Annotated in this window: 12 protein-coding genes; 1 reads left to right on the forward strand and 11 read right to left on the reverse strand. The window is 68.2% G+C overall.

The window, feature by feature from the left end; genetic code table 11:
- Positions 1-5 precede the first annotated feature (5 nt).
- The 11 genes from OG570_RS07875 to rplJ form a co-directional block, all read right to left on the reverse strand.
- The gene (locus tag OG570_RS07875) at positions 6-1,271 is read right to left on the reverse strand and encodes an MlaD family protein (protein WP_326946005.1); all 1,266 of its coding nucleotides are present in this window, start codon (positions 1,269-1,271) and stop codon (positions 6-8) included.
- Positions 1,271-2,455, reverse strand: a complete 1,185-nt coding sequence (locus OG570_RS07880; protein WP_326956092.1) for an MCE family protein — start codon at positions 2,453-2,455, stop codon at positions 1,271-1,273. Before OG570_RS07880 ends, OG570_RS07875 begins: the two co-directional genes overlap by 1 nt.
- Positions 2,452-3,636, reverse strand: coding sequence for an MCE family protein (locus OG570_RS07885; protein ID WP_326946003.1), 1,185 nt, complete (start codon positions 3,634-3,636; stop codon positions 2,452-2,454). The genes OG570_RS07880 and OG570_RS07885 overlap by 4 nt, the downstream gene beginning before the upstream one ends.
- Positions 3,633-4,619: an MCE family protein gene (locus tag OG570_RS07890; RefSeq protein WP_247060485.1), complete on the reverse strand. Its 987-nt coding sequence runs from the start codon at positions 4,617-4,619 to the stop codon at positions 3,633-3,635. Before OG570_RS07890 ends, OG570_RS07885 begins: the two co-directional genes overlap by 4 nt.
- On the reverse strand, positions 4,616-5,644 hold the full coding sequence (locus OG570_RS07895) for an MCE family protein (protein WP_326946001.1): 1,029 nt from the start codon (positions 5,642-5,644) through the stop codon (positions 4,616-4,618). The genes OG570_RS07890 and OG570_RS07895 overlap by 4 nt, the downstream gene beginning before the upstream one ends.
- Positions 5,641-6,966 (reverse strand): MCE family protein, encoded by a 1,326-nt coding sequence (locus tag OG570_RS07900; protein WP_326956094.1) that lies wholly within the window; start codon positions 6,964-6,966, stop codon positions 5,641-5,643. The genes OG570_RS07895 and OG570_RS07900 overlap by 4 nt, the downstream gene beginning before the upstream one ends.
- The gene (locus tag OG570_RS07905) at positions 6,963-7,799 is read right to left on the reverse strand and encodes an MlaE family ABC transporter permease (protein WP_003060266.1); all 837 of its coding nucleotides are present in this window, start codon (positions 7,797-7,799) and stop codon (positions 6,963-6,965) included. The genes OG570_RS07900 and OG570_RS07905 overlap by 4 nt, the downstream gene beginning before the upstream one ends.
- 4 nt (positions 7,800-7,803) lie before the next feature.
- Entirely contained in the window at positions 7,804-8,598 is a 795-nt protein-coding gene (locus tag OG570_RS07910; RefSeq protein ID WP_247060481.1) for an MlaE family ABC transporter permease, read from the reverse strand.
- Positions 8,595-9,794 carry an ABC transporter ATP-binding protein gene (locus tag OG570_RS07915; protein WP_326945999.1) on the reverse strand — a complete coding sequence of 400 codons (1,200 nt, stop codon included), beginning with the start codon at positions 9,792-9,794 and terminating at the stop codon, positions 8,595-8,597. Before OG570_RS07915 ends, OG570_RS07910 begins: the two co-directional genes overlap by 4 nt.
- A 376-nt stretch (positions 9,795-10,170) precedes the next feature.
- The gene (gene rplL / locus OG570_RS07920) at positions 10,171-10,551 is read right to left on the reverse strand and encodes a 50S ribosomal protein L7/L12 (protein ID WP_326945998.1); all 381 of its coding nucleotides are present in this window, start codon (positions 10,549-10,551) and stop codon (positions 10,171-10,173) included.
- Positions 10,552-10,605: 54 nt separating this feature from the next.
- Positions 10,606-11,160, reverse strand: a complete 555-nt coding sequence (gene rplJ / locus OG570_RS07925; protein WP_247060478.1) for a 50S ribosomal protein L10 — start codon at positions 11,158-11,160, stop codon at positions 10,606-10,608.
- A gap of 316 nt (positions 11,161-11,476) precedes the next feature.
- Between rplJ and OG570_RS07930 the strand changes: the two genes are divergently transcribed.
- Positions 11,477-12,400, forward strand: coding sequence for a hypothetical protein (locus OG570_RS07930; protein ID WP_326956096.1), 924 nt, complete (start codon positions 11,477-11,479; stop codon positions 12,398-12,400).
- The last annotated feature ends 1 nt before the right edge of the window (position 12,401 follow it).

The following is a 12,401-nucleotide window of genomic DNA, read 5'->3' on the forward strand; positions in this document are numbered from 1 at the left end:
CCGCGTCAGGCGAGCCCGAGCAGCGAACCCAGGCTGTTGAGGCTGACGCCGGGGCTGCCGATGATGCCGGGCACGCCCCGCGTGTTCCGCTCCTCGGCCAGCTCGTCGGCCGGCCGGTTCGCGTTCGCCGCGACGTCGCTGTTGCTCGGCGCCACCGGCACCCCGTTGTACGGGGCGTTCTGCGCGCCGCGCACGTTGATCGGGCTGCCCTTCGGTTCGGCACAGTACGCGTCTTCCTTCGCCGGCTTCGCCGAAAGGTCGGCCCCCGTCCGGTACTGCTGGTACGGGATGTAGCCCTTGGTGCAGGCCGGCGGGTTGAAGAGGTTGAGCACCAGCCCGAGGTGCGCGGTGCCGTCACCCGGCGCCACGCTGCTGGCCGCGCCGGCCAGCGCCGGGTAGGTCACCAGGCCCTGCTCGATGCCGTCCAGCCGGGTCACGGTCAGGTTGGCCGTGGTGAGCAGGTTCGCCGTCAGCGCGCCCAGGCCCGGGCCGGACTCGGCCAGCACCTGGCTGATCTGCGACGCCACCTGCGGCGTGATGCCGATGAGCTTGCGCAGGTCACCGTCGGAGTTCTTCAGCGTGCCGGTGAGCTCGTTGAGGCTCTTGCTGAACGACGCGAAGTTCTGCGCCTCGTCGTTCTGCGTGTCGAGCACCTGGCCGCCGGCGTCGAGCAGCTGGATCGTCTGCGGCAGGTACTGCTGCGCCGTCGTGGTGAAGCTGCGCGCGGTGTCGAGCAGCTTCTGCAGGTCGCCGCCGGTGCCCTGGAAGGCGTCGTAGGACTCGTCGACGACGGTGCGCAGCGAGTCGACCGGGACCGACGCCGCGAGCGAGTCGAGGTCGCCGATCAGCCGGTCGGTGCTGACCGGGGTGGTCGTCTTGTTCGCCGGGATGACCGAGCCCGCCGCGAGGTACGGACCCTTGTCGCCCTTGGGCCGCAGGTCGACGTACTGCTCACCGACGGCCGAGCGGTTGGCGACGACGGCGTCGAGGTCCGCGGGGACCTGCGGCGCCGACGGGTCGATGTCGAGGTCCGCCTCCAGGCCGGTCTGGGTGAGCCGCAGCTCCCCCACCCGGCCGACGTTGAAGCCGCGGTAGGTGACCTCGGCGTTGGTGAAGATGCCGCCCGACTCGTTGAGCTCGAGCTTCACCGTGTAACCGCTGTTGCCGAACACCGTGCCGAGCCCGGCGAACCGGATCAGCGCGTACACGATGGCGGCGATCGAGATGATCGCGAACGCGACCAGCTGGAACCTCGTCCTGCGCACCAGCATCAGCCGTTACCTCCCGACAGGAGACCGAAGAGCCCGGACAGGCCGGACGACTTCCCGGGTTGACCCGTCTGACCGCTGTCACCGGGGATCGGCAGCGGCGGCGGCTGGTTGGCGGGCGTGCCCTCGACGCCACCGGTCAGGCCCGGGAGCGGGAGCTGCCCGTTCAGGATGTTCTGCCGGCTGTTGCCCAGGTTGCTGACGATGTTCTGCAGGTTCAGGTCGACCTTGGCGTACAGGTTGAAGTAGTCGCCCTTGACGCCGTTGACGGCCTGGTCGCTGAACGGGAACGTCAGCAGGATCTGCAGCGCCTTCGGCAGGTCGTTGCCCGCCTCGCCGAGCTTCTGCAGCGTCGGCGTCAGCGCCTTCAGGTCGGCGACGAGGTCCTTCTGCGACGCGTTCACCGTCTCGGTGGCCACGCCGGAGAGGTTGTTCAGCGCGTTGAGCATCGTGACGAGCTGGCCGCGCTGCGACTCGAGCACGCCGAGGCCGGGCCCGAGGTTGTCGACCGCGCCGACCAGCTTGTCCTTCTGGTCGTTGAGCGTCGAGGAGAGCCGGTTGAGCCCGTCGAGGGCGCGGGTGATGTTCTTCGACTGGTTGTCCAGGTTGGTGACCAGCAGGTTCGCGTTGTCCAGCAGCGCCTTGATGTCCGGCTCGCGGCCCGACGTGGCGTTGTTGAGCTCCTTGGTGATGGTGTTGAGCTGGTCGACACCACCGCCGTTGAGCAGCAGGGACAGCGCGCCGAGCAGCTCTTCGACCTCGACGCTGCGGTTCGTCCGGGCCAGCGGGATCGTCGCGTTGTCGGCGAGCTTGCCCTGGGCCTGGTCGTCACCGGGCGAAGCCAGCTCGACGTACTTCTCGCCGAGCAGGCTGGACTGCTTCACGTTGGCCAGCGCGTTGGCCGGCAGCTTGACGTCGCCGTTGACCTTGAGGGTCACCAGCGCGTGCCAGCCGTCCTTGGTGAGGCCGACGTTCTCGACCTGCCCGATCGGCACCTCGTTGACCTTCACGCCCGCCTTCGGCGTCAGGTCGAGGACGTCCCGGAACTCGACGTTCACCGTGTACGGGTGGTCGCCGAGGTCGGCGCCGCCGGGCAGCGGCAGGTCGTAGATGCCCTTGAACGAGCAGCCGGTGAGCACCAGCGCGGACGCCGTCACCAGCGCTCCGACGGTCAGCAGCTTCCTCACTGGCCACCTCCGAAGAGCTGCCCGGCGATGGGCAGCGGCAAGGGCGGCAGCTGACCGGACTGCAGGGCCTGCAGGGTCTGCGCCAGGGACGGCAGCGGGATCACCTTGTCGACCACGCCGGCGATGTTCTCGCAGGCGTTGCCGAGCACGTCCGGGATGCTGTTGGTGCCGACCTGCTTGAGCAGCCGGCAGATCATCACCAGCGGCGGCTGGGTCAGCTCGTTGAGGTTCGGCCGGGCGTCGAGCGTGCCGGCCGCGCCGTTGTAGGTGTTGACCAGGTTGCTCAGGCCGACCGGCGCGACGTCGAGGATCTCGGCGAGCGAGCTGCGCTGGTCGACGAGCACGTTGGTGATGCCGGCCAGCTTGTCCACATTGGACTTGAGCCGGTCGTGGTTCTGGTCGATGAACGCCTGCACCGAGGTGAGCGTGGTGCCCAGCTGCTGCACGGTCGCGGCCAGGTTGTCCTTTTCGGACGCCAGGTAGCCGCTGACGTCGGCGAGCTGGCCCTCGAAGGTGCGGACCTGGCTGTCGGAGTCGGCCAGCGACTGCGAGAACTTGCCGAGGTTCTCGACCGTGGAGAACAGGTCGTCCTTGTTGCCGGCCAGCGTGCCGGCCGCCTGGCCGAGCTTGGTGATCGTGTCGTGCAGGGCCTGGCCGTTGCCGTCGACGTTGGCCGCCGCGGTGTTCAGCAGGTTCGACAGCGACCCCTGCTTGTTGACGCCGTTGGGGCCGAGGGTCTCGCTGACCTTGGCCAGGCTGGCGGCGAGCTGGTCGACCTCGAGGGGCACCTCGGTGCGGTCGAGGCCGATGACGGCGCCGTCGGAGATCCGCGGGCCGCCGGTGTAGGCCGGGGCCAGCTGGACGTAGCGGTCCGACACCAGCGACGGCGCCACGATCAGCGCCTTGGCGTCGGCCGGGACGGCGACCGAGCGGTCGTACTCGAAGTCGACCTTCACCTGGTTGCCCATGGGCTGGATCTTGGTGACCGTGCCCATGTCGACGCCGAGCATCCGCACGCTGTTGCCCTCGTACAGGCCGACGGTGCCGGCGAAGTACGCGGTCAGGTGGTTGCGGCCGGCGTCCTTGAGCGTCCACCAGATCCCGCCGGCGACGACGAGCGCGAGGACGATCGCGATGGTGAAGCCCCGGGTCAGGGACTGGCCGAAGCGGGTGTCACTCATTTCGTGTAGCACCCCTCTTCGTTGAGCGGACCGAACGACGGCAGGACCAGGCCGCAGATGTAGTTGTCGAACCAGCGGCCGTTGCCGATGGTGTTGGTGAAGACGCGGATGAACGGCGCGAACTTCGCGATGCCCTGGCCCAGCGCGTCCTGGTTGCGCTGCAGCATCGACGTCAGCTGGTCGAGCTGGGTGAGCACCGGGTCCAGCTGCTTGCCGTTGTCGTCGATCAGGCCCTGCAGCTGCGTCGCCAGCTCGCGGGAGCCGTTGAGCAGCGACGTGATCGCGTCCTCGCGCTTGGCCAGCTCGCCGAGCAGCGCGTTGCCGTCGGTGAGCAGCTTCTGCACCTCGGCGTCGCGGTCGACGAGCGTCTGCGACACCTCGCGGGTGTTGGCCAGCAGGTTCGACAGCTGGCTGTCGCGCGAGGCGATCGTGTCGGACAGCTTCGACAGCCCCGACAGCGCGCCCTTCACGTCCTGCGGCGTGTTGGCGAAGGTCCCCGAGATGGTGTCGAAGCTCTGCGCCAGCTGCTTGGTGTCGATGTCGTCGACGGTCTGCGAGAGGCCGCGGAACGCGTCGAGGACGTCGTAGGGGGCCATCGTGCGGTCCCGCGGGATGGCCGCGCCCGGGTTGAGCGCGCCCTCACCCTGCGGGTCCAGCGACAGGTACTTCTGCCCGAGCAGCGTCTTGATCTTGATCGCGGCGCTCGTCCGGTCGCCCAGCCAGGCGTCCTTGACCTTGAACGACACCTTCACCGACGCGCCGTCGAGCTCGATGTCGCTGATCTTGCCGACCTTGACGCCGGCGATCCGGACGTCGTTGTCGGTCTGCAGCCCGGACGCCTCGCTGAACTCGGCGGTGTAGGTCGTGCCGCCGCCGATCACCGGCAGGTCCTCGGAGTTCAGCGCGGCGATGAACGCCAGCGCGAGGACGGCGATGCCGACCAGCGCGATCGGGACGGGGTTGCGCTTCTGGAAGGACTTCATCCCGTGCACCTCTCCCGGTTGAGGGGCACCAGCGGGATCGCGACGTTGTTGATCAGTGGCGGCAAGCTGACGCTCCCGGAGAACTCGCAGGCGTAGAAGTTGAACCAGGAGCCGTAGTCCGCGGTGCGGGTCAGCGTGCTGACCTTCTCCGGCAGGAACTGGATGAAGTGCTCCAGCTCCGGCTCGTTCTTGTTGAGCTTGTCGGTCAGCGTGCCCAGCGCGCTGATGTCGTTCTTCAGCGGTTCGCGGGCCTCGCCGAGCAGGCCGGACGTCGTCTGGGCCAGGTTGCCGAGGCTCTCGATCGCGTCGCCGATCGGCTTGCGGTCCGCGGCCAGCCCGGACACCAGCTGCTGCAGCTTCACGATCAGGTCGTTGAGCTGCGGGGTGTGCGCGTTGACCGTGTCGAGCACCGAGTTGAGGTTGTCGATGACCTGGCCGATGACCTGGTCCTTGTCGGCGATCGTGGTGGCCAGCGACGCGGTGTGCGACAGCAGGCTCTCCACGGTGCCGCCCTCGCCCTGCAGGACCTGGATGACCTCGTAGGACAGCTTGTTGACGTCGTCCGGGTTGAGCGCGGTGAACAGCGGCTTGAAGCCGTTGAACAGCTCGGTCAGGTCCAGCGCCGGCTGGGTCCGGTCCAGCGGGATGGTGCCGCCGGGGCCGAGCGTCTTGCCGGAGGTGTCGGCCCCCTCGCCGAGCGAGACGTAGCGCTGGCCGACCAGGTTGCGGAACTTGATCTGCGCGGTCACCCCGGCCGGCAGCTGCCGGCCGGCGTCGACCTCGAACTCGACCTCGGCCTGGCGCTTGTCGACGATCTTGACGTCCTTGACCTGCCCGACCCGGACGCCGGCGATGCGGACGTCGTCGTTGGGCAGCAGGAGCGTCGCGTCGGTGAAGCGCGCCTTGTAGGCGTTGGTGCTGGTCGTGTTGATGTTGGCGATGCTGATCCCGAGGATCGTCGTGAACAGCACGGTGACGACCACGAAGACGCCGAGCTTGATCAGCGGTGCGAGCAGGCCCCTCACTTGACCGTCACCTCCGCGCCCCGGTACAGCGGGCCGACGAGCAGCGCGCTCCAGCTGGGGACGTCCGCGGCGTTCATGCCGAGCTGCGGGCCGAGCAGGTCGGCCAGGAAGCCCTGCTCCGCCGTGGAGTAGGCCAGGTTGCCGCCGGAGCCGTTGCTGCCGGTGGCGTCGGCCTTGAAGTTGGCCGGGTTGAGGCCTTCACCGACGGTCTTCGGCGCGGTCTGGTGCTTCGTGCCGTCCTTGAAGGCGCCGTCCGGGGGCTCCGAGGGGAACGGGTTCGGCAGCTTGTCCGAGTCGTAGCACCGCGGGCCGCGCTTGTCGTCGAACCGCGGCTCTTCCTTGCCCGCTTCGTAGGGCGCGCGCGGCACGACGACCTCGATCGTCGCGTGCAGGCCGGGCTGGTCGGTGCCCTTGCCCAGCGCCTGATCGATCAGCGGGACGTTCTTGGCCATCTGGGAGATCACGCAGGGGTACTCCGGCGCGTACTTCGCCAGCAGCTCGGCCGTCGGCCGGGCGGTGGAGGCGAGGGAGATGATGTTGTCCTTGTTGTTCTGCAGGAACGTCTGCAGGTCCACGGAAGCCTGGGTCAGAGTGCCGTAGAGGTTCGACAGGTTCTGCTGCTGGTCGACCACGGTGCGGGTCGTCGTGCTCAGGTTGTCGAGGCTCTGCACCAGGTCCGGCGCCGAGTCCTTGAGGTGGTCGGAGAACTCCGCGAGCGCCTTGAGGTTGTGCTGCAGCTCCGGCTCGTGCGGGTTCAGCTCACCGATGTAGCTGCCCAGCTGGGTGAGCGTGTCACCGAGCTGGTCGCCGCGGCCGGACAGCGCGGTCGAGATCGCGGTGAGCGTCGCCGACAGCTTCTGCGGCTGGACCGCCTGCAGCACCGGCAGCAGGTGCGAGAACGCCTGCTCCAGCTCGACCGCGCTCGACGTCCGGTCCTGCGGGATCACGTCGCCGTTGGCCAGCGTCTTCGCCGACGGCTTGGCGGGGATCTCCAGCGACACGAAGCGCTCACCGAAGAGCGTCTTCGGCAGGAACCGCGCCGAGACGTTCTCCGGGATCAGCTTCGCCGACTCCGGGTTCAGCGCGAGCGTCAGCTCCGCGCCGTCGCCGGTGGCCGAGATGTCCTTCACCGAGCCGACGATGAGCCCGCGGACCTTGACGTCGGACTGCTGGATCAGCTGGTTGCCGATCTTGTCGGCCCGCAGCTTCACCGTGACGAACGAGGTGAAGGCCTTGTCGTAGAGCGCGATGGAGAGCGCCACGCCGCCGACCATCACGGCGACCAGCAGCAGGCCCAGCAGCCTGCGTCGCAACGTGGTCATCCCGCGATCCTTACCGTGACGTCGGTTCCCCAGATGGCGAAGCCGATGAAGAAGTTCATGATCGAGACCGTGACGATCGAGAGCCGGACCGCCTTGCCCACCGCCACGCCGACACCGGCCGGGCCACCGGTCGCCCGGTACCCGAAGTAGCAGTGCGACAGGATGATCAGGACGCTGAAGAGCAGCACCTTGATGAACGAATAGAGCACGTCCTGCGGTGGCAGGAACAAGTCGAAGTAGTGGTCGTAGGTACCGGCCGACTGGTTGTAGATGTAGATCACGACCAGTCTCGACGCGAGGTACGAGCTCAGCAGGCCGATGATGTAGAGCGGGATGACCGCGACGAAGCCGGCGATGATCCGGGTCGTCACCAGGTACGGCAGGCTCGGCACGCCCATCACCTCGAGCGCGTCGATCTCCTCGGAGATCCGCATCGCGCCGAGCTGCGCGGTGAACCCGGCGCCGACCGTCGCGCTCAAGGCCAGGCCGGCGACCAGCGGCGCGATCTCGCGGGTGTTGAAGAACGCCGTCAGGAAGCCGGTGAAGGCCGACGTCCCGATCGAGTTCAGCGCCGAGTAGCCCTGGAGGCCGACGAGGACACCGGTGAACAGCGTCAGGCCGACCATCACGCCGACCGTGCCGCCGATGACCGCCAGCGAGCCGGAACCGAAGCTCACCTCGGCCAGCAGCCGGAGGACTTCCTTGGTGTAGCGGCGCAGGGTCCGCGGCGTCCACAGCAGCGCGCGGCCGTAGAACGACATCTGGTCACCGAGGGTGTCCAGCGTCTGGAGCGGTCGGTTGGCGACGCGTTTCGCGCCCTGGAGGAACGTCATGGCGCTAGTCCAGCTTTCCGGGCACGATCTGCAGGTAGATCAGGGTGATCACGAAGTTCACGACGAACAGCATGAGGAACGTGATGACCACCGACTGGTTCACCGCGTCCCCGACGCCCTTGGGGCCGCCGGTGGGGTTGAGACCCCGGTAGGACGCGACGACGGCGGCGATGAACCCGAAGATCAGCGCCTTCAGTTCACCGACCCACAGGTCGGGCAGCTGGGCCAGGGCCGAGAAGCTCGCCAGGTACGCACCCGGCGTCCCGCCCTGCAGCACGACGTTGAAGAAGTAGCCGCCCAGCACGCCGATGACGCTGACCATGCCGTTGAGCAGCAGCGCGACGAGCATCATCGCGAGGGTGCGCGGGACGATCAGCCGCTGCACCGCGGAGACGCCCAGCACCTCCATCGCGGCGATCTCTTCGCGGATGGTCCGGGCGCCGATGTCGGCGCAGACGGCCGAGCCGCCCGCGCCCGCCACCAGCAGCGCGGTGACCAGCGGGCTGGCCTGCTGCACGGTGGCGAGCACGGAGCCCGCGCCGGTGTAGGACTGCGCGCCCAGCTGGCGGGCGAGCGAACCGAACTGCAGCGAGATGACCGCGCCGAAGGGGATGGCCACGAGAGCCGTCGGCAGGATCGTCACGCTCGCGATGAACCAGGCCTGCTGGATGAACTCCCGCAGCTGGAACGGGCGCTGGAAGATGCCACGAACGATGTCGAGGCCGAGGGCGAACAGGTTCCCGGTTTCGCGGAGGATGCCGATCCCGGGGATCTTCGCCTGTGAAGCGGGAGAGCTCACCTGCCACCTGGCCCGTTGTTCGGCGGCGGGGGCATCCGGTGCGAGCCACCGGGTCTCGGCTGCTGGCCGCCGGGAATCCGGGCGACCTGGTCGGCGGGCAGCTGGCCGTGGTGCTGGTTCGGGACGCCGTCACCCTGGCGCGCGCCGGCCGGGACCTGCTGCTGTTGCTGCTGGGCCTGCGCCACCTGCCGCGGGCTGACGCCGTAGTGGCGCTGCTCCTCGGGGCTCAGCGAGGCGATGATGCTCTGCTGCGCGGCGTCCGGCAGCCGGTGCATGATCTCCATGACCCGGTCCTTGCGGCGGACCGCGCCCATCCGGGTCGGCACCCCCGGCGTCGTCTGCATCTGCGGCGGCACGCCGGTGACGTCCTCGACGCCGCCCGCGTGGTGCCCGGCGTCGAACATCGCCTGCTCCGCGGCCATCTGCGCGGAGTCCTTCTCCTCGGACATGCCGATCGGACCCTGCATCTTGCCGTTGAGGAACTGCTTGACGACCGGCTCCTCGCTGGTCAGCAGCACCTCGCGCGGGCCGAACATGACCAGTTCCTTGCGGAAGAGCATGCCGAGGTTGTCCGGCACGGTCCGGGCCAGGTTGATGTTGTGCGTGACGATCAGGAACGTCGCGTCGATCTGCGCGTTGACGTCGAGGAACAGCTGCGAGATGTAGGTGGTGCGGACCGGGTCGAGGCCGGAGTCCGGCTCGTCGACCAGGATGATCTCGGGGTCCAGCACGAGCGCACGGGCCAGGCCGGCGCGCTTGCGCATCCCGCCGGAGATCTCGCCCGGCAGCTTCTTGTCGGCGCCGGCGAGACCGGTCATCTCGAGCTTCTCGCGGACGATCTGCCGGATCTCGGTCTCGGACTTCTTCGTGTGCTCCCGCAGCGGGAACGCGACGTTGTCGTAGAGGTTCATCGAGCCGAACAGCGCGCCGTCCTGGAAGAGGACGCCGAAGAGCTTCCGGATCTCGTAGAGCTTGTGCTCGGAGCAGGTGACGATGTCCACCCCGTTGATCACGCAGCGGCCGCGATCCGGCTTGAGCAGCCCGATCATCGACTTGAGGAACACCGACTTACCGGTTCCCGACGGGCCGAGCATCGCCGACACCTCGCCCGGAGGCAGCGTCAACGTGACGTCCCGCCAGATGGCCTGCTTACCGAAGGACTTCGTCAGACCTTCGATGACCACCTCGGCACCCATCGCACCTCCAGGAGCTGTTCCGCGTCATTGCGCCCGCTGCCACACCCATGCCACCCCACGTCGGCGGCGGATGTGGGCCTCCGGGCCCCGAGAACCCGCGTCAACCAGGTGCAACGAGCTGAGTGCGAACAGGTTACTCACGAGTTTTCTTTTCTGGCCAGCCCCGACGGCATCGTCACCCCGCCGTGATCGGCAACTAGCGGCAACTTAGTCGACGGAATGCGTGGTCGCAGGGCAACCGAGCCCCGAACCCACGATTTAGGGACCCCGGGGCCGACCGGACACCGCTCCTAGGGGATCGCACAGCGAAGGGGCGGGCACCCGGTGGGTGCCCGCCCCTTCACGAGGTGGTGCGTAGGCGCTTACGCGCCCGAGATCACTTGATGGAGATCTTGGCGCCCGCAGCCTCGAGCTTCTCCTTGGCGGCCTCGGCGGCCTCCTTGTCGACCTTCTCCAGGAGGGCCTTGGGAGCGGCCTCGACCAGCTCCTTGGCCTCCTTCAGGCCCAGACCCGAGACGACCTCGCGGACGACCTTGATGACCTGGATCTTCTTGTCGCCCGCGCCCTCGAGGACGACGTCGAACTCGTCCTGCTCCTCGACCGGGGCGGCAGCGGCGGCGACCGGCGCGGCGGCAGCGGCCGGGGCAGCGGCGGTGACGTCGAAGGTCTCCTCGAACTCCTTCACGAACTCGGACAGCTCGAGGAGGGTGAGCTCCTTGAAGGCGTCGATCAGCTCGGCGGTGCTCAGCTTCGCCATGATGGCTTCCTCTCAGAAAAACGAACTAAGAAAACGTTCGGGATGGGGGGTGGATCAGCTCTCGGCGGGTGCTTCGGCTGCTTCGGTACCGGTGGCGTTGCGCTGCTTCTCCTCCAGCGCGGCAGCCAGGCGGGCGACCTGGGACGCCGGCGCCTGGAACAGCGCGGCGGCCTGGGACAGCTTCGCCTTGAACGCGCCCGCCGCCTTGGCGAGCAGGACCTCACGGCTGTCGAGATCGGCGATCTTGTTGATCTCGTCCACGGACAGCGCTTTGCCGTCCATGTAGCCGCCCTTGATCACAAGCGCGTTGTTGTCCTTCGCGAAGTCGCGAAGCGCCTTGGCGGCGTCGACCGCTTCACCCTCGACGAAGGCGATGGCGGTCGCGCCGACGAACAGGTCTTCGAGCCCCGTGACGCCGGCGTCCTCGGCGGCCCGCTTGACGAGGGTGTTCTTCGCGACCCGGTACTTGGCACTGGTGCCGAGAGCGCGGCGCAGCTGGGACAGCTGGGACACGGAGAGGCCGGTGTACTGGGTAACGACGGTGGCCGAGCTGCTGCGGAAGCTCTCCGCGATCTCGGCGACGGCCGCCACCTTGTCGGGCTTCGCCATGGTCGCCTCCTCTCTTGGCTAGTGTTTCCACTGGCCCGAAGAGCCCCCGAAACGACAAAACGCCCTCGCGCAACAGGCGCGGGGCGTTGATGGGCACACGAGTGTGTCCGGCCTCGTTCCTCCTGCGCGGGCCGCCCGGCGATGCGGGGCCTTCGTTCCTCGTGTCCGTGGGGGCACTCGGATAACCAGCGGTCTTCGGTAGAACTGTCGGTAACTATAGCTGGTCGGTTTGACGGGCTTCGTTCGCCCCCTCCGCTGACCTGCGTTTAGGGCGGCTGGGGGTTCCTTCGCGTGCTCCGGAGGGCATCATGGTCACGTGGCGGAGCAGCGTGATGACGGAAAGCCGGGCGCGGAAGTCGAACCGGCGGGCTCGAACACGCCCGCTACGCCGCCTTCTCCAACGCCGGTCGATCCGGCGGAGCTGGAGCAGTTCCGCCAGTTCCAGCAGTTCCAGGACTACCTGAGGTTCACCCAGACCCAGCAGGGCAACCAGCCGGCGCCACAACCTGGAGCGGGGCAGGTCCAGGCGCCCCAGGGCTACCCGGCCACGCAGTACTCAGGCGGCGGTCAGCCCCCGCTCCCGCCGGGCCCGTCACACGAACTCGTCCCGGCGGAGCGCCGCCGACGTCCAGCGCCGAAGTGGCTGACGTGGCTGGGCAAGAAGATCATCGCGTGGGTGCTGGCGTTCGTGGTCCTGGTGGTGGCGGGCACGTGGTTGTACAACCACTACTTCCCCAGTGACGCAGGGAAGTCGTCGGCCGAACTGGCCCAAGAGGGCGGCGGGACCTACCACACGAACCACATCTACTCGACGAACCCGTACGAGGCCGTGCGGTTCGTCTACCACAACATCGCCCAGGGCCGGGTGGACGACGCGTGCGGCCGCTTCCAGAACGAGGGACAGCACGACATCCAGACCCAGTTCGCCCAGGACATCGCCCAGACCTTCCGGCAGAACGCCGCCCAGACCGACTGCAAGAAGGCCGTCGAGTTCCTCTCGTCTCAGGTGACGAACAAGAACGACTACGCCGAGTCGTTGCCGTCGTACATCTCGGAACCCCTGCCGGGCAACACCGTCACCATCGATTCCTGCACCTTCGACATCAAGGCCGGGCCCGCGCTGGGGGTCTTCACGGTCACGAAGGTCGAGAAGGACCAGTGGCTGATCACCGGCCACGCCATCGGCCCCGCGAAGTGCAGTGGGGTCCCGACCACGCCCACGACCTCGCCCACCGGCTGAG

This window comes from Amycolatopsis sp. NBC_01286 (assembly GCF_035982555.1).
GTDB lineage: Bacteria > Actinomycetota > Actinomycetes > Mycobacteriales > Pseudonocardiaceae > Amycolatopsis.

Coding starts and splice junctions, on each gene's coding strand:
- OG570_RS07875 (WP_326946005.1), bottom strand. CDS start 1,271: ATGCTGGTGCGCAGGACGAGGTTCCAGCTGGTCGCGTTCGCGATCATC.
- OG570_RS07885 (WP_326946003.1), bottom strand. CDS start 3,636: ATGAGTGACACCCGCTTCGGCCAGTCCCTGACCCGGGGCTTCACCATC.
- OG570_RS07890 (WP_247060485.1), bottom strand. CDS start 4,619: ATGAAGTCCTTCCAGAAGCGCAACCCCGTCCCGATCGCGCTGGTCGGC.
- OG570_RS07900 (WP_326956094.1), bottom strand. CDS start 6,966: ATGACCACGTTGCGACGCAGGCTGCTGGGCCTGCTGCTGGTCGCCGTG.
- OG570_RS07905 (WP_003060266.1), bottom strand. CDS start 7,799: ATGACGTTCCTCCAGGGCGCGAAACGCGTCGCCAACCGACCGCTCCAG.
- OG570_RS07915 (WP_326945999.1), bottom strand. CDS start 9,794: ATGGGTGCCGAGGTGGTCATCGAAGGTCTGACGAAGTCCTTCGGTAAG.
- rplL (WP_326945998.1), bottom strand. CDS start 10,551: ATGGCGAAGCTGAGCACCGCCGAGCTGATCGACGCCTTCAAGGAGCTC.
- rplJ (WP_247060478.1), bottom strand. CDS start 11,160: ATGGCGAAGCCCGACAAGGTGGCGGCCGTCGCCGAGATCGCGGAGAGC.